This is a genomic window from Parahoeflea olei (assembly GCF_001703635.1).
GTDB lineage: Bacteria > Pseudomonadota > Alphaproteobacteria > Rhizobiales > Rhizobiaceae > Hoeflea > Hoeflea olei.
The window spans coordinates 56265-81416 of sequence record NZ_LQZT01000042.1 but is presented as its reverse complement, the minus strand read 5'-3'; the positions used below and the strand labels follow the sequence as shown (position 1 = coordinate 81416).

At 64.8% G+C, this 25152-nt stretch carries 29 protein-coding genes and 1 pseudogene; 24 read left to right on the top strand and 6 right to left on the bottom strand.

Annotated features, from left to right (window positions below; genetic code table 11):
• Positions 1-13 precede the first annotated feature (13 nt).
• The 10 genes from AWJ14_RS17105 (at position 14) to AWJ14_RS17060 (ending at position 9662) form a co-directional block, all read left to right on the top strand.
• Positions 14-2320, top strand: coding sequence for a chemotaxis protein CheA (locus AWJ14_RS17105; protein WP_066181985.1), 2307 nt, complete (start codon positions 14-16; stop codon positions 2318-2320).
• A 9-nt stretch (positions 2321-2329) separates the two neighbouring features.
• Positions 2330-2785, top strand: coding sequence for a chemotaxis protein CheW (locus AWJ14_RS17100; protein WP_066181982.1), 456 nt, complete (start codon positions 2330-2332; stop codon positions 2783-2785).
• The gene (locus tag AWJ14_RS17095) at positions 2782-3663 is read left to right on the top strand and encodes a protein-glutamate O-methyltransferase (RefSeq protein ID WP_066181979.1); all 882 of its coding nucleotides are present in this window, start codon (positions 2782-2784) and stop codon (positions 3661-3663) included. Before AWJ14_RS17100 ends, AWJ14_RS17095 begins: the two co-directional genes overlap by 4 nt.
• A 5-nt stretch (positions 3664-3668) precedes the next feature.
• The gene (locus AWJ14_RS17090) at positions 3669-4727 is read left to right on the top strand and encodes a protein-glutamate methylesterase/protein-glutamine glutaminase (RefSeq protein WP_066181977.1); all 1059 of its coding nucleotides are present in this window, start codon (positions 3669-3671) and stop codon (positions 4725-4727) included.
• Complete coding sequence (locus AWJ14_RS17085) at positions 4727-5116, top strand: response regulator (RefSeq protein ID WP_066181974.1); 390 nt, start codon at positions 4727-4729, stop codon at positions 5114-5116. The genes AWJ14_RS17090 and AWJ14_RS17085 overlap by 1 nt, the downstream gene beginning before the upstream one ends.
• Entirely contained in the window at positions 5113-5667 is a 555-nt protein-coding gene (gene cheD / locus AWJ14_RS17080) for a chemoreceptor glutamine deamidase CheD (protein ID WP_066181971.1), read from the top strand. The genes AWJ14_RS17085 and cheD overlap by 4 nt, the downstream gene beginning before the upstream one ends.
• An 11-nt stretch (positions 5668-5678) precedes the next feature.
• Positions 5679-6071 (top strand): hypothetical protein, encoded by a 393-nt coding sequence (locus AWJ14_RS17075; protein WP_066181968.1) that lies wholly within the window; start codon positions 5679-5681, stop codon positions 6069-6071.
• Positions 6072-6250: 179 nt separating this feature from the next.
• Positions 6251-7933, top strand: coding sequence for a flagellar basal-body MS-ring/collar protein FliF (fliF, locus tag AWJ14_RS17070; protein ID WP_066181963.1), 1683 nt, complete (start codon positions 6251-6253; stop codon positions 7931-7933).
• 207 nt (positions 7934-8140) lie between these two features.
• Positions 8141-8908 carry a transcriptional regulator VisN gene (visN, locus tag AWJ14_RS17065; RefSeq protein WP_083220331.1) on the top strand — a complete coding sequence of 256 codons (768 nt, stop codon included), beginning with the start codon at positions 8141-8143 and terminating at the stop codon, positions 8906-8908.
• Between the two features lie 16 nt (positions 8909-8924).
• Positions 8925-9662 (top strand): helix-turn-helix transcriptional regulator, encoded by a 738-nt coding sequence (locus tag AWJ14_RS17060; protein ID WP_083220330.1) that lies wholly within the window; start codon positions 8925-8927, stop codon positions 9660-9662.
• A gap of 41 nt (positions 9663-9703) precedes the next feature.
• On the opposite strand, the gene AWJ14_RS17055 is transcribed toward AWJ14_RS17060, so the two are convergent.
• The 6 genes and pseudogenes from AWJ14_RS17055 to motA form a co-directional block, all read right to left on the bottom strand.
• On the bottom strand, positions 9704-10159 hold the full coding sequence (locus tag AWJ14_RS17055; protein ID WP_066181961.1) for a hypothetical protein: 456 nt from the start codon (positions 10157-10159) through the stop codon (positions 9704-9706).
• Entirely contained in the window at positions 10156-11247 is a 1092-nt protein-coding gene (gene flhB, locus AWJ14_RS17050; RefSeq protein WP_066181958.1) for a flagellar biosynthesis protein FlhB, read from the bottom strand. The genes AWJ14_RS17055 and flhB overlap by 4 nt, the downstream gene beginning before the upstream one ends.
• 12 nt (positions 11248-11259) lie before the next feature.
• Positions 11260-12327 (bottom strand): flagellar motor switch protein FliG, encoded by a 1068-nt coding sequence (locus AWJ14_RS17045; protein WP_066181955.1) that lies wholly within the window; start codon positions 12325-12327, stop codon positions 11260-11262.
• Positions 12324-12947 carry a flagellar motor switch protein FliN gene (gene fliN, locus AWJ14_RS17040; RefSeq protein WP_245304344.1) on the bottom strand — a complete coding sequence of 208 codons (624 nt, stop codon included), beginning with the start codon at positions 12945-12947 and terminating at the stop codon, positions 12324-12326. The genes AWJ14_RS17045 and fliN overlap by 4 nt, the downstream gene beginning before the upstream one ends.
• Positions 12948-13047: 100 nt before the next feature.
• The gene (locus tag AWJ14_RS17035) at positions 13048-14001 is read right to left on the bottom strand and encodes a FliM/FliN family flagellar motor switch protein (RefSeq protein ID WP_066181949.1); all 954 of its coding nucleotides are present in this window, start codon (positions 13999-14001) and stop codon (positions 13048-13050) included.
• 4 nt (positions 14002-14005) lie between these two features.
• Positions 14006-14912: pseudogene (motA, locus tag AWJ14_RS17030) on the bottom strand (flagellar motor stator protein MotA).
• Positions 14913-15117: 205 nt separating this feature from the next.
• Here motA and AWJ14_RS17025 point away from each other — a divergent pair.
• From AWJ14_RS17025 to fliP, 14 genes are all read left to right on the top strand, one after another.
• Positions 15118-15900 (top strand): DUF1217 domain-containing protein, encoded by a 783-nt coding sequence (locus tag AWJ14_RS17025; RefSeq protein ID WP_066181947.1) that lies wholly within the window; start codon positions 15118-15120, stop codon positions 15898-15900.
• Positions 15900-16625 (top strand): flagellar basal-body rod protein FlgF, encoded by a 726-nt coding sequence (gene flgF, locus AWJ14_RS17020; RefSeq protein WP_066181944.1) that lies wholly within the window; start codon positions 15900-15902, stop codon positions 16623-16625. Before AWJ14_RS17025 ends, flgF begins: the two co-directional genes overlap by 1 nt.
• Before the next feature lie 55 nt (positions 16626-16680).
• Positions 16681-18057 carry a flagellar protein export ATPase FliI gene (gene fliI, locus AWJ14_RS17015; protein ID WP_066181939.1) on the top strand — a complete coding sequence of 459 codons (1377 nt, stop codon included), beginning with the start codon at positions 16681-16683 and terminating at the stop codon, positions 18055-18057.
• Between the two features lie 8 nt (positions 18058-18065).
• The gene (locus AWJ14_RS17010; protein ID WP_066182725.1) at positions 18066-18614 is read left to right on the top strand and encodes a flagellar protein; all 549 of its coding nucleotides are present in this window, start codon (positions 18066-18068) and stop codon (positions 18612-18614) included.
• Between the two features lie 146 nt (positions 18615-18760).
• The gene (gene flgB, locus AWJ14_RS17005; protein WP_066181937.1) at positions 18761-19138 is read left to right on the top strand and encodes a flagellar basal body rod protein FlgB; all 378 of its coding nucleotides are present in this window, start codon (positions 18761-18763) and stop codon (positions 19136-19138) included.
• Positions 19138-19563 carry a flagellar basal body rod protein FlgC gene (flgC, locus tag AWJ14_RS17000; protein ID WP_066181934.1) on the top strand — a complete coding sequence of 142 codons (426 nt, stop codon included), beginning with the start codon at positions 19138-19140 and terminating at the stop codon, positions 19561-19563. Before flgB ends, flgC begins: the two co-directional genes overlap by 1 nt.
• A complete protein-coding gene (gene fliE / locus AWJ14_RS16995) occupies positions 19560-19898 on the top strand; it encodes a flagellar hook-basal body complex protein FliE (RefSeq protein ID WP_066181932.1) in 339 nt (112 codons plus the stop codon). Before flgC ends, fliE begins: the two co-directional genes overlap by 4 nt.
• A gap of 12 nt (positions 19899-19910) precedes the next feature.
• On the top strand, positions 19911-20699 hold the full coding sequence (flgG, locus tag AWJ14_RS16990) for a flagellar basal-body rod protein FlgG (RefSeq protein WP_066181930.1): 789 nt from the start codon (positions 19911-19913) through the stop codon (positions 20697-20699).
• Positions 20700-20717: 18 nt separating this feature from the next.
• Entirely contained in the window at positions 20718-21200 is a 483-nt protein-coding gene (gene flgA, locus AWJ14_RS16985; protein WP_066181927.1) for a flagellar basal body P-ring formation chaperone FlgA, read from the top strand.
• The gene (locus tag AWJ14_RS16980) at positions 21197-22354 is read left to right on the top strand and encodes a flagellar basal body P-ring protein FlgI (protein ID WP_171904899.1); all 1158 of its coding nucleotides are present in this window, start codon (positions 21197-21199) and stop codon (positions 22352-22354) included. The genes flgA and AWJ14_RS16980 overlap by 4 nt, the downstream gene beginning before the upstream one ends.
• Positions 22351-22878, top strand: a complete 528-nt coding sequence (locus tag AWJ14_RS16975; RefSeq protein ID WP_066181924.1) for a MotE family protein — start codon at positions 22351-22353, stop codon at positions 22876-22878. The genes AWJ14_RS16980 and AWJ14_RS16975 overlap by 4 nt, the downstream gene beginning before the upstream one ends.
• A complete protein-coding gene (flgH, locus tag AWJ14_RS16970) occupies positions 22875-23582 on the top strand; it encodes a flagellar basal body L-ring protein FlgH (RefSeq protein WP_066181921.1) in 708 nt (235 codons plus the stop codon). Before AWJ14_RS16975 ends, flgH begins: the two co-directional genes overlap by 4 nt.
• A gap of 11 nt (positions 23583-23593) precedes the next feature.
• Positions 23594-24115: a flagellar basal body-associated FliL family protein gene (locus tag AWJ14_RS16965; RefSeq protein ID WP_066181918.1), complete on the top strand. Its 522-nt coding sequence runs from the start codon at positions 23594-23596 to the stop codon at positions 24113-24115.
• Positions 24112-24849, top strand: a complete 738-nt coding sequence (gene fliP, locus AWJ14_RS16960) for a flagellar type III secretion system pore protein FliP (protein ID WP_066181915.1) — start codon at positions 24112-24114, stop codon at positions 24847-24849. Before AWJ14_RS16965 ends, fliP begins: the two co-directional genes overlap by 4 nt.
• Positions 24850-25152 lie beyond the last annotated feature (303 nt).

Below are 25152 nucleotides of genomic sequence, written 5' to 3'. Positions count from 1 at the left end.
CAGGATCTGTCCCATGGATATGAATGAAATCAAGGACATCTTTTTCCAGGAATGCGAGGAACAGCTTGCTGAACTGGAATCCGGTCTTCTCCGCATCAATGACGGCGATACCGACCCGGAAACGGTCAATGCGGTGTTTCGCGCCGTGCATTCGATCAAGGGCGGGGCCGGAGCCTTCGGGCTCGACGATCTCGTCGCCTTCGCGCACGTGTTCGAGACCACCCTTGATTGCGTTCGATCCAACAAGATCCAGGCAACGCCCGAACTGCTCAAGGTCATGCTGAAATCGGCCGACGTGCTCGCCGACCTGACCGCGGCCGCCCGCGACGGCGTCAGCGTCGACCCGTCCCGCACCTCGACGCTGGTCAAGGAACTCGACGCCTTCGCCAAGGGCACGCCATTGCCCGCGTCCGCGCCTGCGGCCGAGCCGGTGGTTGCAGCGGCTCCTGCGGCGGCAGCGCCGGCACCGACCGACGAAAGCGGCTTCCAGCCGGTTCCCTTCAGCTTCGAAGGGTTCGATGACGAGGACGCCGCGGCCGAGCCACCCCAGCAGGACGCTGACGGACGCTCGGTGTTCACCGTGCGCTTCAAGCCGCGCTCCGACCTCTATGCCAAGGGCAACGAAGCGGTCCTGCTGCTGCGCGATCTCGCCCGCGTCGGCGATCTCCAGGTCATCTGCGAGACCGAAGACCTGCCGGCCATCGACCAGCTCGATCCGGAAGGGGCCTATTTCTCCTGGCTGATCCGGGTCGAGACCGACAAGGACGAGGAGGCGATCCGCCATGTGTTCGAATTCGCCGAATGGGATTGCCTGATCGAGGTTACGCCCGGCGCGGACGAGGAGCTCTTCAGCGTGCACTCGGACTCGGGCGAGGACCTGCCGATGGCGCCGGTGCCGTTCGATCTGTCGATGCTCGACGAAGAGCCGGCCGTGCCCGCCGAAGAGGCGACGCCCTCCAATGTGGTCGAACTCGCCAAGCCGGCAGCGGCCGTGCAGGAGCCTGCCGCAGCGGCGGAAGCGCCGATGGCCGCGCCCAACCTGCCGCGCGCCGAAAAGGCGATCGCGGCCGAGGCCGAAAAGAAGGAAGCGGCGGTTGCCGCCGTTCCCGCCGCGCCGCAGACCATCCGCGTCGATCTCGACCGCGTCGACCGCCTCATCAACCTGGTGGGCGAGCTCGTCATCAACCAGGCGATGCTCGCGCAAAGCGTTGTCGAGAACGAGACCGGCGGCTCCTCGGCGATCAATCTCGGCCTTGAGGAACTGCAGCAACTCACGCGCGAAATCCAGGACAGCGTGATGGCCATCCGCGCCCAGCCGGTCAAGCCGGTGTTCCAGCGCATGGGCCGCATCGTCCGCGAAATCGCCGACATGACCGGCAAGAGCGTGCGCCTGGTCACCGAGGGCGAAAACACCGAAGTCGACAAGACCGTCATCGACAAGCTCGCCGAGCCGCTGACGCACATGATCCGCAACGCGGTCGACCACGGCCTGGAGACCCCGGAAAAGCGCGCCGCGCTCGGCAAGAACCCGGAAGGCGTGCTGCGCCTGACCGCCAAGCACCGGTCCGGCCGCATCGTCATCGAGATCGCCGACGACGGCGCCGGCATCAACCGCGAGCGCGTCCGCGCCAAGGCCATCGAGAACGGCCTGATCGCGCCCGACCAGAACCTGAGCGACGAGGAGATCGACAACCTGATCTTCCATCCCGGCTTCTCGACGGCGGAAAAGCTCTCCGACATTTCCGGCCGCGGCGTCGGCATGGACGTGGTCAAGCGCTCGATCCAGCAGCTCGGGGGCCGCATCTCGATTGCCTCCAAGCCGGGCAAGGGCTCGGTCTTCACCATGAGCCTTCCGCTCACGCTCGCCGTGCTCGACGGCATGGTGGTGACCGTCGCCAACCAGACCCTGGTGGTGCCGCTGACCGCCATCGTCGAGACGCTGCAGCCGGAGAAGGCCGACATCCATGCCTTCGGCCCGTCGCAGCGCCTGATCGCCATCCGCGACACCTTCTGCCCGCTGGTCGATGTCGGCCACATCCTCAACTTCCGCCCCGATCTCGCCAATCCGATCGACGGCGTGGCGTTGCTGGTGGAATCGGAAGGCGGCGGCCAGCGCGCGCTCATGGTCGATGCGATCCAGGGCCAGCGCCAGGTGGTCATCAAGAGCCTGGAAGCCAACTACACCAATGTTCCGGGCATTGCCGCCGCAACCATTCTCGGCGACGGCCGGGTGGCGCTGATCCTCGACGTCGATGCGGTGGTCACCGCCTCGCGCGGCCAGGCGCTCAGCTCCGAAATGACGCTGTCGGCGACCGGTTGAGGAGCGATCATGTCGGCACCAGGCAACGATATGCGTGAATTGATCGCCTTTACCAGCGGCGGGCAGGAGTTCTGCGTCGACGTCACGGCCGTGCGCGAAATCCGCGGCTGGACTCCGGCAACGCCGCTGCCGCATTCGCCCGGCTATGTTCGCGGCGTGATCAATCTGCGCGGCGTTGTGCTGCCGGTCATGGACATGGCGCTCAGGCTCGGAATGAAACAGACCGACCCGGACCAGCGCCATGTCATCATCGTCATCCAGACGGGCAGCCAGCTGATCGGCCTGATGGTGGATTCGGTCTCCGACATCCTTGCCGTTCCCGTAGCCGACATCCAGCAGCCGCCGGACATCGGTCATCACATGGACCGGGACTTTGTTCAGGGCATCATTCCGATCGACGACCGCATGGTGAGTCTTATCCAACTTAGTGCCCTGTTCGGGTTTCTTGAAAGCGAGGCAGCATGAGCGCCGCAGCAATCCTCCAGGCAGGCCGTCCGGACGAATGTCTCGTCAACGGTGAGTATCCGCTCACCCGCCGGGATCTGTCCGAGATCGCCGCCATGATCTATTCGGATGCGGGCATCGCCCTCAACGAGACCAAGGCCTCGCTGGTCTATTCGCGCCTGTCCAAGCGGCTCAGGCAGATCGGCATGGCGAGCTTCAAGGAATATTGCGCCCTGGTCGGCTCCGCGGAAGGCGCGGCCGAACGGCGCGAGATGCTGAGCTTCCTGACCACCAATTTCACCCGCTTCTTCCGCGAGAACCACCATTTCGAGCATCTGCGCAACGAGGTGCTGCCGGGGCTGATCACCCGCGCCCGGGCCGGCGGCCGCGTGCGGATCTGGTCGGCGGGGTGTTCCGACGGCCAGGAGCCCTATTCGATCGCGCTCACCATCCTCGGGCTGGCGCCGAATGCCGCCACGATGGATATCCGCATCCTCGCCACCGACATCGACCCCAAGATCATCGCCCAGGCCAAGGCCGGGGTCTATGACGGCCAGTCGATCGAGACCGTGGATGCGGCCACGCGCAAGCAGTGGTTCACGCAGACCCCTGAAAAGCGCTGGCAGGTGAGCGACGCTGTCAAGCAGCTCATCACCTTCCGCGAGCTCAACCTGATGGCGCAATGGCCGTTCCGCGGCCCCTTTGACGTGATCTTCTGCCGCAATGTGGTGATCTATTTCGATGAGCCGACCCAGGCCCGCATCTGGGTGCGCTATGCCGATCTGCTGCCGCCGGGCGGACATCTCTACATCGGTCACTCCGAACGCCTGTCGGGCGAAGGCAAGGACCGTTTCGACAACACCGCCATCACGACCTATCGGCACAAGGGGAGGTTCTGACCGTCATGAGTCCACGTGCGCGCGTCCTTGTTGTCGATGATTCCCCGACCATGCGCGGCCTGATCAAGGCCGTGCTCAGCAGCGATCCCGGCATCGAGGTTGTCGGCGAGGCCGGCGACGCGATGGAAGCGCGCAACGCCATCAAGCAGCTCAATCCCGACGTCGTCACCCTCGACGTCGAGATGCCGAACATGAACGGCATCGACTTTCTCGAAAAGATTATGAAGCTCCGGCCGATGCCGGTCATCATGGTCTCGACCCTGACCAACCGGGGCGCGGAAGCAACCCTCGCAGCGCTCGAACTCGGCGCGTTCGATTGCGTGGGCAAGCCGCAGCCGGGCGATCCCGCGCCGTTCGCCCACCTCATCGATTCGGTCAAGGCTGCGGCGCGCTCGAAGCGCCATCATCCCGAACAGGCCGGCTCCGGGCCGGCGGCGGCCCCCTATGCCGCGCCCAGCGACTACCAGCCGTCGCGCAAGATCATCGCCATCGGCGCCTCAACCGGCGGCGTCGAGGCGCTGATCGCGGTGCTCACCAAGTTCCCGGCCAACTGCCCGCCCACGGTCATCACCCAGCACATGCCCGCGACCTTCACCAAGAGCTTCGCCGAGCGGCTCAACCGGCTTTGCGCGCCCCGGGTCAAGGAAGCCGAGGACGGCGACCGGCTGGAAATCGGCCGCATCTATCTGGCGCCGGGCGGGTCCCAGCACCTGGAGATCGCCAACCAGACGGCGCCGCGCTGCGTGCTGACCGATGGCGGCCCGGTCAACGGACACCGTCCGTCGGTCGATGTGCTGTTCAATTCGGTCGCCGGCCTTGCGCGCAACAAGGCCGTCGGTGTGATTCTGACCGGGATGGGGCGCGACGGCGCCGCCGGTCTTCTCAAAATGCGTCAGGCCGGCGCAACAACCATCGGTCAGAATGAAAAAACCTGCGTCGTCTACGGAATGCCGCGGGTGGCACACGAGATTGGCGCGGTGGGAGTTCAGTTGCCGCTCAATCTCATTGGCGAGGAAATCCTCAAAGCCACAACCATAACCTCTCGCAAAGATAGGGTCGCGTGATGTCCATTGCACAAAAGATCAAGGTTCTCATTGTTGATGATCAGGTGACCAGCAGGCTCCTGCTTGGCGATGCGCTTCAGCAACTCGGGTTCACCCAGATCACGGTGGCCGGTGATGGAGAACAGGGCGCCAAGATCATGAACCAGCAGCCGCATCACCTGGTCATTTCGGACTTCAACATGCCGAAGATGGATGGCCTCGGCCTGCTTCAGGCCGTGCGCAGCAATCCCGCCACCAAGCGGGCAGCCTTCATCATGCTGACCGCGCAGGGCGACAGGGCGCTTGTGCAAAAGGCCGCGGCGCTTGGCGCGAACAATGTTCTTGCCAAGCCCTTCACCATTGAAAAGATGAAAGCGGCGATCGAGGCCGTGTTCGGGGCCCTGAAGTGACGGCTGAGATCCAATTCCGAAGAATCCATGTGATTCAGGGCGAGTACAAGGTCACCAATGACCCGGAGGTCGTCCTCTCCACCATTCTGGGCTCGTGCGTTGCCGCCTGCATGCGCGATCCCGTCGCCGGCGTCGGCGGCATGAACCACTTCCTGCTGCCCGGCCAGAGCAACGGCGGCGCCGGCGAGGCGACCCGCTATGGCGTTCACCTGATGGAACTGCTGATCAACGGCCTTCTCAAGCAGGGCGCCCGGCGCGACCGCCTGGAAGCCAAGATCATCGGCGGCGCCAAGACGATTTCGGGCTTTTCCAATGTGGGCGAAAAGAATGCCGAATTCGCACATCGCTTCCTGACCGATGAGGGCATCCGCATCGTCGGCAGCAACACCGGCGGGCTGGTCGGGCGCAAGCTCGAATACTATCCCGTGAGCGGGCGTGCCCGCCAGTATCCGCTCTCCGGTGCGGAAACGCAGAAAACCGTGGCCCTGGAAACCGCGCCGCCGAAGATCATTGCCCCGAAGCCGGTCGAAACCTCGATCGAATTCTTCTAAGGAGGCCGCCCATGACGAACCGCTCCAGCGAGGCCGTCGACGACCTGCACGAGCCGCTGCGGGAAGTGATGTCGCGCATCAGCGTCGAGATCGCCGATGTCGCCGAGCTCATCGAACAGCTCGAACCGCTGCTGTCGAACGGCCGCTCCACGGAGTTCCTGGCCTCGCCCGATCACATGCGGGTCATGCAGGGCATCGACCTTGCGGTGCAGAAGGCCCGCGGCATTGCCGAATTCATCGACGGCATCGGCGAGGAACTGGATTCCCGGCATCTGGTCGATATCTCCACCGCGCTCAACCTGATCACGCTCGAAGACATGAAGCGGCGCCTGAAAGCCGCCGTTCCTGCCGTGCATTCCACCGAGGTCTACCAGAAGGCCTCCGGAGATCTCGACTTCTTCTAGGCCGCGTCTGCCACGACGGCGCCGCGCGCGCATCCGCACAGCCTTGTTCGTGAAATCCCGCTGCGCCGGCCTGAAACGCCGCGCGGCGCGGGGACCACTTTCGCGCAAGTTTCACCGCCTAGGGTGACGGCACCGGCATTGTGGCCGGGGTTGACCTCTTGAGTGTGGAAGCAAACAGAATGAATCTGTTGAACCAGCTGTCCCTGATTTCCAAGAATCTGGCCGGACTCGGCCAGACGAAGCTGATCGGACTGGGCATTGTCGGCATCCTTTCGGTGATGCTGATCATCGGCGCGGCGGTGTTCCTCAACAAGCCCACGCGCGAAACCCTCTATATCGGCCTGTCCGGCGAAGACATCAACCAGATCAGCCTGGTGCTCGCCGAAGCCAATATCGATTTTGCGACCGGCACCGATGGCACCTCGATCACGGTTCCCGCCGGCATGACCGGACGGGCGCGGATGCTGCTCGCCGAACGCGGCCTGCCGTCTTCCAATACCGCCGGCTACGAGCTGTTCGACAAGGTTGGATCGCTTGGCCTGACGAGCTTCATGCAGGAAATCACCCGGGTGCGCGCGCTCGAAGGCGAAATCGCCCGGACCGTTCAGGCGATCAATGGCATTTCCGCCGCGCGGGTGCACATCGTCATGGCCGACCGCGGCAATTTCCGTCGTGGCGACCAGCGTCCCTCGGCTTCGGTGATGGTGCGCACCGGCAACAATCTCGCGCCGCGCACCGCCGATTCCATCCGTCATCTCGTCGCCGCCTCGGTCCCCGGGCTCAATGTCGACGAAGTCACCGTGCTCGATGCCACCGGCAAGCTGCTCGCCGCCGGCGACGACTTCTCCAATTCCAGCCTCAACCGCTCGCTGTCGATCGTCCAGCTCGTGCAGAACGAGGTCGAGGCCAATATCGAAAAGGCGCTGGCACCCTTTCTCGGCATCGAGAATTTCCGCGCCAGCGTGAACGCCACGGTCAACACCGACAGCCAGCAGATCCAGGAAACCATCTTCGATCCGGAATCGCGGGTGGAGCGCTCGACCCGGGTGACGCGGGAAAACCAGAAGTCCAACCAGTCGTCCACCGACTCGCCCGCGACCGTTCAGCAGAACATTCCCAATCCGGCGCCCGGCGCCGGCGCCAGCGCCGGTCCTCAGTCGAGCGAGCTTGCCGAGCGCAAGGAAGAGCAGACCAATTTCGAGATCAATTCGAAGACCGTCTCCACCGTGCGCAACAGCTACACCGTCGAAGGCCTGTCGATCGCCGTCGTGGTCAACAAGGACCGCATCAGCGCCATGCTTGGCGGCTCGCCCACGCCGGAGCAGACCGCGAGCTACATCGCCGAGCTCGAGAAGATCGTGGCCACGGCCGCGGGCCTCGATGCCCAGCGCGGTGACCGGGCGACCGTCACCCAGATGGAGTTCCTGGCCAACGAACTGCTGACCGACAGCGCCACCCAGCCCGGCTTCGGCGAAACCCTCAAGACGCAGCTCGGCACCATCATCAATGCCATTGCCTTCATCGTCGTCGCCGTGCTCCTGGTCCTGTTCGGCTTCCGCCCGCTGCTGCGCGGCCAGAAGGCAATCGGGTCTGCCGCCGAGGATGGTCTCGACGACGGACTGGAGCTGCCGGACTTCTCGCCGGCGGCGCTCGGCGGTGGCGGGGCCATGCCGATGGAAGGCTTCGGCGCGGATTTCGGGTTCGGCGACGAAGCCGATTCGGAACTCTCCCTCGAGGAGTCGGGCACCTTCAACCGCCGCGTCAAGGAAGGCCCCGAACGGCGACTCGCGCGGATGGTCGAGATCAACGAAGAGCGCGCCGCCAAGATCCTCCGCAGCTGGGCCTCGAGCGAAGCGGCCTGATCCACGGCAAAGGCCCGGCGCCCCGCAAAAGGGGGCCGGGCAGACCGGCAGCGGCGAATCGGCGCAAGCTCGGGCCGTTCTGTAAAGACCCAGATAATAGCTATATGTTTTTGGGGTCGGCTGCGTCACACTGCATCAATGACGGGTTGATTCGCTGATTCGTCATGCGGAATGACCGTTTTGGGGCGTTGTTCCGGGATGTAGGTCATGTTCGGCCTGACAGACCGACCGGAATGCATCCGGGAACCAGGTTGTTCCAGGAAGGCGCGCGGAAGCGTGCCCGGCATTGCGGAAGGGGGTCGAATGGTTGCGCGCGGGGCGTTTATAAGGGATCTCGAATCCGGGGAAGCTTGCGGCAAGATCACCGGGGGCATGGACCTGATCTGTGCCTATGCCGGTGCGCGGTGCTACCTGCTTGCGCGGACCGACCTGTTCCTCGACCGGCACCAGGAATTCATCGTGACATCGAACTGGCCGTTCGACCTGGTGCGCAGCTTCGGCGCGGCGCTGGTCGACACCCAGGCGCGCACCAGCGAGGTCCGCCGCTGTCTGCAGGCCTTCGAGCCGTCCTTCCAGGATGTGGATCCGTCCTTCGGCCTGCCCGAGGAGTTTTCTCCGCGGGTCTGCCTGATCCCCTACAATGCCGGCCATGCGCGCATGGTGCTGGCCCTGTTGTTTGCCAGGGACATCTACCTGTCGCACGACCGCCTGCGCGATGTCGCCCTGGCGGCCGCCTATTTCACCTCCCGCTTTCCCGAAGTCGTCTCCTCCAACGACACGCTGTCGGACCTCACCGACCGCGAGGTGGAGTGCCTGTCGTGGATCGGCGAGGGCAAGACCAGCGACGAGATTGCGGTAATCATCGGCATCTCGCGCAACACGGTGAACAATTACATCACCAGCATCATGAACAAGACCGGGGCCAAGACCCGGTCCGAAGCGGTCGCGTTCGCGGTGCGTCAGCGTATTATTTGAGCAAGGAGAATTTTTGATGGCCTTTGGAGCATCCGACCTTTTCCCATCCAGCCAGGACCGGACCCAGCATCTCGGCCACGGTGGAGCCGGGCGGGCGGGCTCCACGGCCGACCTGTTCCCCAGGCTCGTGATCATGCAGCGTCTGTGTGGCGGCGAGGCTTTCGCCGTGCTGGTCGCCAAGGCCCAGACCCTGCTCACCCCGGGCCGGCTCGAATGCGGCATGCAGAGCCCGGGGAGCGAACCCTTCGTCGATCGCATGATCGAGGAGCAGTCGGAGTTCCTGTTGTCGCATCTGGCGCTGTCGCCGCGGCCGGTGATCTTCGCCGCCCAGGGCCAGGAACCGCTCGAAGCTTCGCCCGCCGTGACCATCCACAAGGACGACCAGCGCGGGCTCGATCTCGCCTTTCCCGTGCAGCTTGGCGCCATGGGCAATGGCTATGTGGTGTTCTTCGCGGTCAAGGCCGTCATCGACAACGACCTGCTGATCGATCTGCACCGCAAATCGCTGTCCCTCATGCGCGAAAAGCTGCGACTCGGCGTCAGCGGCATCTCCCAGGCGGACCGTCTCAACGAACGCGAGGTCGAGTGCCTGCAACTGGTCGGCAACGGCATGAAGAGCGAGGCGATCGGCGAGCGGCTCAACCTGTCGGTTCACACCGTCAATGCCTATCTCGGATCGGCCACCACCAAGCTCAATGCCGTCAACCGCATCCAGGCGATCGCCAAGGCGATCCGGATCGGCCTGATCGCCTGACACGCGGGCGGATTGCCCTCGCGCTTGCGTGGCCGCTCCGGTCAGGCCGCGGGACGGGCGTTCAGCGACGATGTTTCCATGAAGGGCCGAAACGCCGCCTTGCGCAGGCTTTCGGCGAGCAGCAGGGTGTATTCGAGCTCGTTGTCGCGCTCCTCGTGGAAGGCGATGTGGTTGATCTCGACGCCGGCCCGGTCCTGTTCAAGCATCAGCCGGGCATAGATCGTCACGCCCTGCGGCCGGATTTCCAGGTCGAGCAGGACCCGCGGCTGGCCGCCCCAGTCGAGATCGTAGTCGCCGCCGATGCCGAGCTTGATGGTGCCCGGCACGAAAAACAGTTCGGCCGACGATGCCACCAGATCCTCGAGGTCGCCGTGACGTTCGAAGCGAAGCATCGAGATCAGGTCGGCAACGTCGATCAGGCGCAGTTCGGAGGCCACCAAACAGATCGCGTCCGCCACGATCTTTTCCCAGTCGGCCGAATACTCGTGCTGTTTCATGGAAGTGCGCCTGCAGTTTTGTTCTTCGTCTTGGTGGCATAGATTCGGTGCACCAGTTCGGCCACAGCCTTGTAGAACACCGCTGGAATGAAATTATCGACCGAGACTTGCGCAAACATGGAGCGCGCCAGCGGCGGATCCTCGAACACCGGGATACCATGGGCCTCGGCGACTTCGCGGATCTTGAGCGCGATCAGGTCCTGGCCCTTGGCGATCACCACCGGGGCGCCGCCTTCCTCGCGGACATAGCGCAGCGCCACCGCGTAATGGGTCGGGTTGGCGATCACCAGCGTCGCGCGCGGCACCTCGGCGATCATACGGCGGCGGGCGCGGTCGCGCGCCAGCGAGCGCTGCCGCGCCTTGACGATCGGGTCGCCGTCCGATTGCTTGAGCTCGTCCTTGATGTCCTGCTTGCTCATCCTGAGGTCGGCGTTCCAGCTGTAGCGGGTCCACAACAGGTCGAGCACCGCCAGCGTCGCCGTGCAGATCAGCACCACGACGATGACTTTCCCCGCGAGCCGCGCCATTTCCGGCGCGACCAGGGTGGGGTCTGAAAACATGAAATCCAGCGTGCGGTAGAAATCCTCGTGCAGCACCGTGGCCACCACCGCCGAAACGATGACGATCTTGGTCATCGACTTGGCGAACTCGACCATGCCTTTGGCGCCATAGATGCGGCCGAAGCCCTTGGCGGGCGAGATTCGTTCGAGCTTGGGCTGGATCCGGTCGAACACCGGGCTCGGCATGTTCTGCAGCACGGAGGCGGCGATGCCGAAGCCCATCAGCAGCGCGAAGGCCGGCAGCAGCACCGCACCGACTTCGAAGAACAGCACCTGGAACAGGCCGAGCGCATCGCCCCCGTTCTGCAGCCGCCATCCGTCGGCCTGCTCGAACAGATCCCTGAGCGCTTCGACGAAATAGCCGGCGCGATCGGGCAGGAAGAAAACCAGATAGATCAGCATCGCCAGCACGGAGGCAAAGATCGGCACTTCGCGGCTGAAGGGCACATTGCCCTTGTCCACCGCGTCGCGCAGCTTTTTCTCTGTGGGTTCTTCTGTTTTGCTGTCCTTGTCTTCGCCGTCAGCCATGGGCGCTCAGGCTCAAGCGGCTTGCGCTTCGGCCGGAGCGGCGTCCGGTGCCGGGGCGTTCGGATCGCGCAGCGTCAGCTGGTCGAGCCCGGCGAGCCGGATCGCCTCCTGGGCGATCGTGCGCCGGGCGACCGCGATCTCGCGCGTGCTGACGCCACCGTCGCCGGCCGCAAGGTCGGATTCGATCATGCGCCGCTGGCGCGCGCCGATGGCCGACAGCAGGGCTTCGCGCAGCACCACATCCGCACCGCGCAGGGCGGTGGTGATGATGTCGCCGGAAATGTCGTTGAGCAGGGTCACGCGGCTGCGCTGCGGCATCTGCACGATGTCGTCGAACAGGAAGATGCGCGGGCGCACCTTGGCGACAGCGGTCTTGGAGGCCGTTTCGAGCGCGCCCAGCAGCGATTCCACGTCGGGCTTGGACAGCTCGTTCATGATCTCGGCCACCTTGACGGCGCCGGTGCTGGCCCGCTCGGCTTCCATTTCGGCCACGAGTTCGCGCACGCGGGCCTCGATGATCTCGGCGGCGCGCGGATTGACGTTCTTGATCTCCACCGCGCGGCGGACGATGTCGACACGGATCTGCTCGGGAAGCTGCATCAGGGTCCGTCCGGCAAAACCGGTCGGCAGCATCGAGACGATATAGGCTGCGGTCTGCGGGTGTTCGCTCTGGAGGAAACGGCCGACACGGACCGGGTCGGAATCCTGCAGGCGGTCCCAGATCGAGGTTTCATAGGCTTCGAACTGGGTGCGCCGGCCCAGAAGACCATCGACCTCGTCGGGGGTGAGGCCTTCCTCGAGAATGCCTTCCATCGCCTTGGCATTGTCCATCAGGCCGGTGCCTTCGCTGAACAGGTCCTCGAATTCGTTGACCAGTTCCACCAGTTCCTGCGGCTTGATGGTGCGCAGGTTCTGCGCCTTCTTGATGATCTCCTGCAGCTCCTCGTATTCGAAGAACTTCAAGAGCTTGCCGGCAACCGGCTTGCCCATGGCCAAAAGCACCGCTGCGGCCTTCTCCGAAGGCGTCAGCGGCGCGACTGCATCCATTCCGTTCGGATCGAATTCGTTGTAGAGACTCATGCGCCCGACTTCTTCTGCTCTTCGCCGATGACTTCGATGATGCGGACCGCAAAGCGCGTGTCGTCGGAATCCAGCACCGTGATCTCGCCGCGGCCGATCAGCTTGCCGTTGACCACGATCTCGACAGGTTCGCCGATCTTGCGGTCGAGCGCGATGGTCGCACCCTGCTGCAGTTCCATCAGCGAGGACACGGCCATACGGCTGGAGCCGAGGATGATCTGCACGTCGATGGGAATGCCGAGAACCAGGTCGAGCCGGGTGTCCGTGCCGGTCGCGCCGGTCTTGACGTCGTTATGGGCGGAATGGCCGCCGAGGGAAAAATCCTGTCCGAGCGCGGGGGCTGCGCCGAAATCGCCGCCGAATCCGGCTCCGCCCAGGTCGGGCATGCCGAAATCGGCCGCACCCGCCGCCGGCGCGTCGCCGATGTTGAATGGGTCATTGAGGTCTGCCGCGGCGTCGCCGTCGGCAAAATCCGCGCCAAAATCTGAACCGAAGGCCGCTGCGCCACCCATATCGTTTACGCTCTCATCGCTGATGACCGACGTCTCGCCGGCATTTTTTTTCAAAACTCCGCGAAGCTCATCGATGGCACCGTCGATTGCGCTGTCTTCCTGCGCCATCGGATCCGCGTCGCCATCTAGTGCTTTCTCGCCTGTCATCCGTTCTTATCCCGTTTCAAGCTTGCCCGGAGCCTGCGGGGCGGGCTCCGTGTGACTTCGTTTACACGAAATCGGTTTTCCAGTTTTCATCGGGGCCTGCCGCCCCCTCGACCTTGACCATGTATTGCGCGCCGGACCGTCCCAGGGCGCATGTGTAAAGCGGTTTGCCATTGGCGCTGAGCGTGACGGCAATGTCGCCGGTGTCGGCAAAGGCGAGCAGGTCGCCCGGCACCAGCCGGCTGATCTCGCCCAGCGGCAGCGGCGCCAGCGCCACGGCCGCCTGCAGGCTGATCTGGGAGCGCGACACGCGCTGGCTCAGCCGTTCCTTCCACTCGAGCGCGCTCTGGCTTGGTTTCGCGCCGAGCGCGGGAGCGGTAATCTTGGTCTTGAGCAGGATCGCCTGTGGCAGCACCAGCGTCAAGGGTGCAACCACGGCCCCGAAGCCGATATCGAGCGTCATCGCGGCGGCATGGAAATCCGGAAACGGATCGTCAATCTCCTCGCGCAGCTCCGACTGCGGCTTGGCGACGCTGGTTTTCGCCTTGGTCTTGGGGGCCACAACCTGCTGCAGGCTCTCGGTCAGCTGCTCGAACACCACCAGCGACATGTCGAGTTCGATGCCCGACAGCGGCCGGGCGACGATGTCGAGTTCCGCGGGGTCCGAACCGCCGAGCAGGCATTCGACCAGGCCGATGATCAGCCGCGTGCCGCACAGGCCGGCGATGGCGTCCGACCAGTCGCCGATGCTGGATTCGCAATAGACCGCGTTGGGGAGCATCTCCTCGAGCAGCGCGCGCCGGCGGCCCTGGCGGATGTCGCCCGGCCGAGCCTCGATCTCCACGCCGGTGGCGTTGTGGAACGCGGCCGCCAGGGCCGGACCGAGCGCCTGCATCAGGCTCTGGCACTTGGCCTCGATGGCGTCGGCATTGCCCTTGGCGCCGATCATCCTGTCGAGCAGGTCCGGATCGAACCGGGTTGCGGTGGGAAGAGCCCCTGTTTCAGTTTCCGCGTTCATTGCCTCACGCCGCCTTTGCGTCGCCGCCGCCGCCGGGGTTCATCATTTCCTGCTCCACCGCGTCGATCGACGGGCGTTCGTAGGACGAGATCGTCTTGCGGCCATGCTCGAGCGCGACCTGCGGCACCGAGCCGTTCATGTAGGCGAGCAGGGTCTGCTTGACGATGGTGTAGAGCCGGTTCTGCTTGGTGCGCACGATCTTGATGTTGGTGGCGATCGGGCCGATCAGGCAGTAGGACAGGAAGATGCCGAGCATGGTTCCCACCAGCGCCGCGCCGATCAGGCCGCCCAGGATGGCGGGCGATTCGTTGATGGCCGCCATGGCCTTGATCACGCCGAGAACGGCGGCGATGATGCCGATTGCCGGAAACGCGTCGCCCATCGTGCTGACCGCGTTGTAGGCCTTGAGGCTGTCGGTGGAGATCGTCTCGATTTCCTCGTCCATCAGTGCCTCGATCTCGTGCGGACGGGCATTGCCGATGATGATCAGGCGCACATAGTCGCAGATGAACGAGGTCAACTCCTTGTTCTTGAGCACCGTGGGTGCGGACTGGAACAGGTCGGATTCCTCGGGATTGTCGATGTGGCACCAGCAGGTCGGCGCTGACCATGGTGGCGACCCGGTCGTTGCGGCTCTTGGTCCTCAGGTCGCGCATCAGCGAATAGAGAATGCTGAGCGTGTCGAGATATTCGCGTTCCTTCGGCACCTTGTGCTTGAACGCCTCGCCCAGCGCCTTGAGCGTGTCCTTGATGGTCTTGAGCGGGTTGGCCATGATGAAGCCGCCGACACCGGCGCCGCCGATGATCATCAGCTCGAAAGGCTGGTTCAGAACCTCGATGTGACCGCCCATCGCCATGAAGCCGCCAAGAATGCAGCCAAGGGTGACGACGAAGCCGATGATCATATTCATGACGAACTACCGCTTTTGGTTGGAGCCTCTCCTAGTGCCTACGGCTTGAGCCTTGTGTGAAGCTGAATCTGCCTCCCTGCCTAACGGTCTGTCGTGACCTACAGCCTCGCGCAAGCAACGTGTCCTAATCTGGAACAGCTATGCGGGCGGCTGCGCCATGTCGCGATAGGCGATGCGCCCTGACGGACCGAAAAGGGGTACGCCGGTGACGACGACTTATACCAGCTACAGTCTGATTGCGCGGGATCTGCCGCGTTCCATCGAGCGGATCGCCAGCCAGCCGCAGGTGGCGCGCGAAAGCGAATATTATCTGTCGCGGATCTCCGAGATCAAATCCATCGACGAATTCATGGCCGACACCCGGGTGTTCAACTATGCCATGAAGGCGCACGGCCTCGAGGACATGGCCTATGCCAAGGCCTTCATGCGCAAGGTGCTGACCGAAGGGGTGCAGAACGAGGATTCCTTTGCCAACCAGCTGGCCGACAGCAAGTACAAGGAATTCGCCGAGACCTATAATTTCGCCGCCCATGGCGAGACCGCGACCGTCTTTACCAAGGCGCAGCAGGGCACGGTCGACAAGTATCTCCGCCTGTCGCTCGAACAGGAAGCGGGCGAGGACAACACCGGCGTGCGGCTCGCGCTCTACTTCCAGCGCACCGCGCCCGAGATCGGCTCGGTCTACGGCATCCTGGCCGATCCCGCGCTCTACCAGGTGGTGCAGACCGCACTCGGGCTGTCGTCCGATCTTGCCGGCACCGATGTCGACCGGCAGGCCGACCTGATCAGCGCCCGTCTCGACGTCGAGGATTTCAAGGATCCCGAGAAGCTCGACAAGTTCATGCAGCGCTTCACCGCCCTGTGGGAACTCGACAATCCGTCCTTCACCGCCTTCGATTCGAGCCTCTTGCTCGGCTCGTCCTCCGGCTTCGGTATCTCCCCGGAACTGATGCTGACCATCAACAATCTCAAGCTTGGAGGACGCTGATGCAGGGTTCGCTCTATGTTGCCATTTCGTCCCAGATCGCGCTCGAACGCCGCCTGACCACGCTGGCCGACAACGTCGCCAACGCCAACACCACCGGGTTCCGGGCCACCGAGGTCAAGTTCAACGAAGTGCTTGCGGACACCGGCGTTGCCAATGTCTCCTTTGTCAACCAGGGCGAGGAATTCCTCAACACCGCCAATGGCGGCCTCAATGCCACCGGCAACCAGCTCGACTTCGCCATTCGCGGCGATGCCTGGTTCATGATCGAAACCCCCACCGGGAAGATGCTCACGCGTGACGGCCGCTTCACCATCAGCGACAACGGCCAGCTCGTCAACATCGACGGCTATCCGGTGCTCGATCCGGGCGAAGCCCCGATCCAGCTCAATCCGGCCGGTTCGGAGCCGCGCGCGGGGCGTGACGGCGGCCTCCAGCAGGACGGCGTCCGGCTGGGCGCCATCGGGCTCTTCGAGGCAGACCTGACCCAGGGCTTCCAGCGCAAGGCGTCGCTCGGCATCGTTCCGACCGTTCCGCCGCAGCCGCTGGTCGATGCCAACAGCGCCGGCCTGCTGCAGGGCTATGTCGAGGAATCCAACGTCAATCCGGTCTCTGAAATGAGCCGTCTGATCATGCTCTCGCGCGCTTTCGAAAACGCCACGGCGATGATGAAGGCGACCGAGGACGTCTTCAAGGAAGCGATCCAGACGCTCGGCAGCGGCAGGTGAGTTCCATGACAGCCGGCTTTGTTCATGAACGGTCGATCGTGCCGGAGGGTGCGCGATGAGCGGGGGCCTGGGTCTGGCCCGGCTCGCCGAAAAGGTACGGGAATTCACAACGCCCGAAGGCTGCTGCGACATATCCGGGGTCGTCACCTCGGTGGCGCCCGGACGGTGTGTCGTCGCCGGCCTGTCGCGCCATGTCCGCATCGGCGAATATCTCAGCTTCCGCCACGGCGACAGGGTCAAGCTGGCCGAGGTCGTGAGCCTCGGCACCGAGGAAATCGTCGCCTGTCCGGTCGACAATGGCTCGCAGGCCGGCATCGGCGAACGGGTCTGGCGCCGCGGCGCGTTCCGGATCTCGCCCGACGAGAGCTGGTGCGGGCGCACCATCAATTCGCTGGGCGAGCCGGTCGACGGGCTCGGTGCGCTGTCGCAGGGTCCGGTGTCGCGCGTCGTCACCGGCGCCCCGCCGGCTTCGATGATGCGCCAGAGGGTCGATGCGCCGCTGCGCACCGGCATCCGGGTGGTGGATATCTTCACGCCGATCTGCCAGGGCCAGCGGCTCGGCATTTTCGCAGGCTCGGGCGTGGGCAAGTCCACGCTGCTCTCGATGTTCGCCAAGGCCGCCGATTTCGACCGCGCGGTGGTGGCGCTCGTCGGCGAGCGCGGCCGTGAGGTGCGCGAATTCATCGAAGATACGCTGGGCCCGAACATGGCCAAGACCGTGGCGGTGGTCGCCACCAGCGACGAAAGCCCGATGCAGCGCAAGCTCGCGCCATTGACCGCGATGGCGGTGGCCGAGCATTTCCGCGACACCGGCGAGAACGTGCTTCTGATCGTCGACAGCCTGACCCGCTTTGCCCATGCGCTGCGCGAGATCGGCATGGCGGCGGGCGAGCCGCCGGTGGCGCGCGGCTACCCGGCCTCGGTCTTCACCGCGCTTCCGGGGCTGCTCGAACGCGCCGGTCCGGGACCCGAAGGGGCAGGGGCGATCACGGCGATCGTCTCGATCCTGGTCGACGGCGACAACCACAACGATCCGGTCGCCGACTCCGCCCGCGGCATTCTCGACGGTCACCTTGTGCTCGACCGCGCGCTCGCCGACGAGGGGCGCTATCCGCCGGTCAACCCGCTGACCTCGATCTCGCGTCTTGCCCGCAAGGCCTGGCGCGGGGACGAGGAGAAGCTGGTCATGCGCCTGAAGGCGCTGATCCACCGCTTTGAAGAAACCCGCGACCTGCGCCTGATCGGCGGCTACCGGGCCGGCTCCGATGCCGAACTCGACATGGCCATCAAGCAGGCGCCGGTGATCTACGACATCCTGCGCCAGACTCCCGAACAGCCGCCCAGCCACGATGCCTTCGCTGAACTGGCCGAAGCCATGAAGGCCGCCGCCGGCATTCCCACCGCGGGCTCAGCCAAGGAAAGGACCCGATAGTGACCGAGATGATCGACGACCTCGATGAGGACGACGCCGCACCCGCCGCGCGGAGCGGGCGCCGCGCCGGCGACCGGGTTTTCGCCGTGACCGGTTTCCTGCTGGCGACGGCTGCGGCCTTCTTCCCCTGGTACGTGTTCTTCAACCAGGAAAGCTTCGGCATCGCCCCGATGGGCTATGACGACACCCGCGATTTGCCCGAGATCCAGGGGCGGGGCCTCGTCAATGTTTCGCCGCTCGCCATTCCCGATGAAAAGGACGGCTCGGAGCCGCATTCGGCCTTCGATCCGATCATCACCGCCACCGTGCCCAATCCGGGCGAGGGCGGCGGCGGGGCGACGGTGCTTCCCGAGGATCCCAATCTCTCCTTCCCCGGCAAGCCGCAATACCGGCTTTTGCATGTCGCCAACGGCCGCGCGCTGATCGAGGACAAATCGGGCATGTATGTGGTGCGCATCGGCTCAGTGCTGCCCGACAATTCCCGCCTTGCCACGCTCGAGCAGCGCGGCGGCAAATGGGTGATCGTCACCTCCAACGGCGATGTGATTCGCGATTGAGACTCGCGGCCCCGGGCGATCTTTCGCGCCCGGGGCCGGCCTTGTTTCCGGAAGCGCACCGGAACAATGAGCGGCCGCTGCCGGTCGCAAGGCACGCACAAGATTAGGCGCCTAGTTTCCGGGCTTGCACAGGACGGAGACATGTCATGCAACCGATCCAGCTTTTCGATCTGACATCCAAACAGGCGCACTGGCTTACCGTGCGCCAGAGCGTCGTCGCCGGAAACATCGCCAATGCCAATACGCCCGGCTATGCGGCCCGCGACGTGGCCGCCTTCGAGGCGGTGCTCCAGGAAACCGGGACGCGCATGGCCGCGACCCAACCGGGCCATTTCCAGGAAGACAGCATCCGCGGTTCCGTCTCCAGCAGCGACAACCGCGGCGTGGAGGTCCTGCCATCCGGGAACTCCGTCAACCTGCCCGACGAACTGAGTAAAACGGGAGAGATCAAACGCATGTATGAGCTCAACACCGGCATGGTGAAGGCCTTTCACCGCATGATGCTTCTGACGGTGAAACGCTGATGGTCGTCGATCCGCTTTCGCTGGCCTCGCGCATCGCCTCCTCGGGCCTCGACGTCCAGGAAACCCGCATGCGCATCCTGTCGGAAAACCTGGCCAACGCCCAGTCCACCGGCGACACGCCCGGCTCCGACGCCTATCGCCGCAAGACCATCAGCTTCTCCTGGGAACTCGACCGCGCTCTCGGCGCCTCGAGTGCCAAGGTCTCCAGGATCGCCACCGATCCGGGCGAATTCAACATCGAATACGATCCGGGCAATCCCGCCGCCAATGAAGACGGCATGGTCAAGCTTCCCAATGTCAACGTGCTCATCGAGCTTGCCGACATGCGCGAAGCCAACCGCTCCTATGAAGCCAATCTCCAGACCGTCAAGCAGACCCGCGAACTGGTCTCCTTGACGATCGATCTCCTGAGGGCCGGACAATGATCGACACCATCAGTGCGACAAGCGCGTTTTCGCGGCTGGCCGGCACCAAGGAAACCGAACTCGCAAGCGCGGCCTCGATGTCGCAGATGGCCGGCTCCGCGGTCTCGGCGCTCAAGGGCAATTCCTTTTCCGATGTGATGCAGTCGCTCGGCGAGGGCGTGATGGACAACCTGAAGGTGGCCGAGGGGCAGTCCTTCGCAGCCGTGCGCGGCGAGGCCGCCACGCGCGATGTCGTCGACGCGCTGATGACCGCCGAGCAATCGCTGCAGACCGCCGTGGCGATCCGCGACAAGCTGGTGACCGCCTATCTCGAAATCGCCCGGATGCAAATCTAAGAGGATACCGCCATGAAGGCTTTGGCCATCGCTGCCACCGGCATGAACGCCCAGCAGCTCAATCTCGAAGTGATCGCCAACAACGTGGCGAACATCAACACCACCGGCTTCAAGCGCGCCCGCGCGGAATTCTCCGACCTTCTCTACCAGGTCGAGCGCAATGCCGGCGTCGCCAATGCCTCCAACCAGGCGATCGTGCCGGAAGGTGCCCATATCGGTCTCGGCGTCCAGACCTCGGCCGTGCGCAACCTGCACATCCAGGGCCCGATGGTCGGCACCGGCAACGATCTCGATCTCGCCCTGGTCGGCCGCGGCTGGTTCCAGGTGGAAATGCCCGACGGGCAGACCAACTACACCCGTGCGGGCTCCTTCAACACCAATGCCGATGGCCAGCTCGTCACCATCGACGGCTACACGGTCGTTCCCGGCATCACCTTCCCCGACGGCGCCACCGAAGTGGTCGTCTCGGCATCGGGCCAGATCTTTGCCCGCATCGGCAATGAACCCGAAATGCAGGAACTGGGCCAGCTCACGCTCGCCACCTTCGTCAACGAAGCCGGTCTCGAGCCGCTCGGCGACAACCTGTTCCGCGAGACGCCGGCTTCGGGCGGCCCCACCGTGGGCGTTCCTGCCGACCCCGGCTTCGGCTCCATCCGCCAGAACTATCTCGAAGGCTCCAATGTCGATCCGGTCAAGGAAATCACCGACCTGATCTCCGCGCAGCGGGCCTATGAAATGAATTCGAAGATCATCCAGGCCGCCGATGAGATGGCGTCGGTGGTCTCCAAGAACCTCAGGTAACCGAAGGACCCGGCAAACATGACGTTTGGCCCTCTCTCCGCTCTGACCCGGTTTTCCCGCTTGGCCTTCGTGCTCGCCGGCGTGCTTGGCGCTGCGGCGCCGGCGCAGGCCGGGCAGGGGACGGCGGTGGTGCCCGAACGGACCATCTATCCGGGAGAGGCGATCGACGCCTCGCTGGTGCGCGAAGTGCCGGTCACCAACCCCAATCTCGCCGCAGGCTATGCCGAAGTCACCGCCGAGGTGCTCGGCAAGGTGACCACCCGCACGCTTCTGCCCGGGCGCACCATCCCGGTCGGCGTGCTGCGCGACGCCTGGGCGGTCGAGCGCGGCGCAACCGTCAGGCTGGTCTTCTCCGGCGGCGGCCTCACCATCACCGCCGAAGGCACGCCGCTGAAGAACGGCGCCATCGGCGACTTCGTCCCGGTCCGCAACATCGAGTCCGGCGTCATCATCAACGGCACCGTCATGGATGACGGCAGCATCCGGGTGGCTTCGCAATGATCGGCCGTTTCGCAAAACTCGCCGGCGTCTGCCTGGCCCTTGCCGGCCTGGCCGGAACAGGCCTCGACCGCGGTTTGCTCGGCGAGGTCGTCGGCGTGCACAGCGCGGCCGCCGCCTCCCGCATCAAGGACGTCGCCTCGCTGCAGGCCGCGCGCGACAACCAGTTGATCGGTTACGGCCTGGTGGTCGGCCTGCAGGGCACCGGCGACGGCTTGCGCAACTCGCCCTTCACCGAGCAGTCGCTGCGCGCGATGCTGCAGAATCTCGGCATTTCCACCGAAGGCGGCGCGTCGCGCGCCAACAATGTCGCGGCCGTCATCGTCACCGCCAACCTGCCGCCCTTCGCCAGCATCGGCTCGCGCATCGATGTCAGCGTCTCCTCGCTCGGCGACGCCACGTCGCTGCGCGGCGGCACGCTGGTCATGACCTCGCTGTCGGGCGCCGACGGCCAGATCTATGCGGTCGCGCAAGGCTCGGTGGTCGTTTCCGCCATGGCCGCCGAAGGCCAGGCCGCCACGCTGCAGCAGGGCGTGGCCACTGCCGGCCGGCTGCCCGGCGGCGCCATCATCGAACGCGAGATCCCGGCCTCCTTCAAGCAGGTCGGCGGGCTGGTCTACCAGCTGCGCAACCCTGACTTCTCCACGGCCGTCGGCATGGCCGACGTGATCAACGCCTATTCGAAGGAACGCTACGGCGCGGCCATCGCCGAGGCGCGCGATTCCACCACCGTGGCGGTGCGCAAGCCCGACAATGCCGATCTCGCCCGGCTGACCGCCGAGATCGAGGGCCTGGTCGTGGAAACCGATGCGCCCGCGCGCGTGGTCATCAACGAACGCACCGGCACCATCGTCATCGGCAACGACGTGCGGGTCTCCCGCGTCGCCGTCACCCATGGCACGCTCACCGTCCAGATCAACGAAACCCCGACAGTGGTGCAGCCGGCGCCCTTCTCCGACGGCGTGACCGCGGTCGAGCCGCTGACCGACATCACCGCGGGCGTCGACGGCGGCAAGGTCGCCATCATCGACGGGCCGGATCTGCGCACGCTGGTCGCCGGCCTCAATTCCATCGGCGTCAAGCCGGACGGCATCATTGCCATTCTCCAGGGCATCAAGTCGGCCGGTGCGCTGCATGCGGAACTGGTGTTGCAATGAGACTCCCGCGTCATCCCTCAAGCCTGGTATCGCTTCGGCGGCTTGGTCCCGCCTCTGTGCTGGCGGCTGGCCTACTCGTGTCGGGCGCGCTTGCCCAGCAGGCGCCGCCCGCGACCTCGGACGAGGATGTCCGCGCCTTCTGCGGCAATATCGTCGATGCTGCGCGCGACCAGCGCTACCTGCTCCAGAAGAAGGAACTCGAGGACCTGCAGGCCGGCGTCGACGAACGCCTCAAGCGGCTCGAGGAGAAGTCCAGCCAGTACAAGGAGTGGCTCAAGAAGCGTGAGGAATTCATGCGCGTGGCCGAATCCCAGCTGGTCGACATCTACAAGAACATGAAATCGGACGCCGCGGCGCAGCAACTCGAGATCCTCAGTCCCGAAGTCGCCGCGGCGATCATCATGAAACTCAATCCACGGCTTGCAAGCTCCATCCTCAACGAGATGGACTCCACCAAGGCCGCGGGCCTGACCGGCATCATCGCCTCCGCGGCGTCTGCCGACAAACCCAAGGACCCGTCATGATCAGGGCTGTCGCATTCACCGCTCTCGCCCTCTCGCTCACCGCCTGCGAGAGCTCCCAGACCCTTCGCGAGATCGGCCGCGCTCCCTCGATGAGCCCCGTCGGCTCGGGCCTCGCCTATGGCGAAACCCCGCAGATGGCGGCCTATCCGAAGCAGCCGCCGCAGCGTTCGGGCAGTTTCTCGCTGTGGGACGACCGCAGCTCCAAGCTGTTCCAGGATGCCCGTGCGGTCAGCGTCGGCGACATTTTGACCGTCGATCTGGCGATCAACGAGAAGGCCAGCTTCGACAACAACACCGACCGCAGCCGGGTCAACTCGTCCGCCATGAATCTGGGCCTGAACATTCCGGCGATCGGCGCCGTGGGGGCGGGCGACATCAATTACGGCTCGGACACCTCGACCAAGGGACAGGGCAAGACCGCGCGGGCCGAAAAGCTCAATCTGCGCGTCGCCGCGGTCGTCACCGGCATCCTGCCCAACGGCAACCTGGTCATCAGCGGCAGCCAGGAAGTCCGCGTCAACCAGGAACTGCGCATTCTCAATGTCGCCGGCATCGTCCGGCCGCTCGACGTCGACCACAACAACACCGTGGCCTATGACAAGATCGCCGAGGCGCGCGTCTCCTATGGCGGCCGCGGGCGGCTTTCGGAGGTTCAGCAGCCACCGGTCGGGCAGCAGTTCGTCGACATCTACTCGCCGATCTGACGGGGCGGGCCATGGCTGAGACCGAAGACGAATCCGAAGCGCCCGGCAAGAAGAAGTCCGGACTGATCGTCACGATCGCGATCGTGCTGGTGCTCAGCCTGGTCGCCGGCGGCGGCGGCTGGGTTCTGGGCGGCATTCTCGCCCCGACGGTGGCGCCCGCCGAGGAGGAAGCGGCCGCGGCCGCGGCCGAGGCGCCTGCAGCCCATGGCGGCGAAGGCGAAAAGAAGGGCGAGGCCGGGGCCAGGGTGCGCGAAAACCTGGTGACGCTTGAGCCGATCACCACAAATCTGTCATACCCCTCCGACAACTGGATCCGAATCGAGGTATCGCTGGTGTTCGTCGGCGAGACCGACGACGACCTTGCCGACAAGATCCAGGAGGACATCCTGGCCTACCTGCGAACCGTCTCGCTTCAGCAGATCGAGGGGCCGCGGGGCTACCAGTATCTGCAGGACGATCTGCGTGAACGCGTCAAGCTGCGGTCCAAGGGCCGCGTCAACAATATCCTGATGAGGACATTTGTGATCGAATGATCCGGTTTCTAACGGCCCTTGCCGCCATGATGGCATTCGCAACGGCGGCGCATGCGCAGGGCCTGGACCAGAGCGTGCTGCAGCTGCCGGTCGACGGCTCGGTCGCAAGCTGGATCATCCGCACCTTCGGGCTGCTCACCGTCCTGTCGGTGGCGCCCGGCATCCTGATCATGGTGACGAGCTTCCCGCGCTTCATCATCGCGTTTGCGATCCTGCGCTCGGGCATGGGGCTGGCGACGACGCCGGCCAACATGATCCTGGTGAGCCTCGCCCTGTTCATGACCTTCTACGTGATGGCGCCGACCTTCGACCGGGCCTGGGAAAACGGCGTCAATCCGCTGCTCGAGAACCAGATCACGGAGCAGGAGGCGATCGGCCGCATCGCCGATCCGTTCCGCGATTTCATGCTCGCCAACACCCGGCCCAAGGATCTCGCGCTGTTCGTCGACATCGCCACCGAGCGCAACCAGACCACCGAGACCGCGGGCAAGATCGACCTCAGGGTGCTGGTGCCGGCCTTCATGATTTCCGAGATCCGGCGCGGCTTCGAAATCGGTTTTCTCGTGGTCCTGCCGTTTCTGGTGATCGACCTGGTGGTCGCCACCATCACCATGTCGATGGGCATGATGATGCTGCCGCCGACGGCGATCTCGCTGCCGTTCAAGATCCTGTTCTTCGTCCTGATCGACGGCTGGAACCTGCTGGTCGGCAGCCTCGTTCGCTCCTTCGTCTAGCCTGCCGCGCGTCCGCTTCGGGCGCGCATGCGGACTTTTGCCGGCCCTGCGCATGTGTCAGGGGGGCGTGTCAGGCCTGCGCCTGGGGGCGGGATTTTCCGGTCCCGCGACCGGCCGTGCAGGGCCTGCTGCGGCCGGTCGCGCCGCTGCCGGACCGGCGCTCGGGGGCCGGAATGTTTTCCGCGCATCCCTCCACGGCTTTAACCAACCATTTACCACATTGAAATAACAACGGGTTTTGGATTTCGATTAATCTATTCGAAAGTCCGATCAGCGACTATGGATGTGCACGACGGCAAGGAA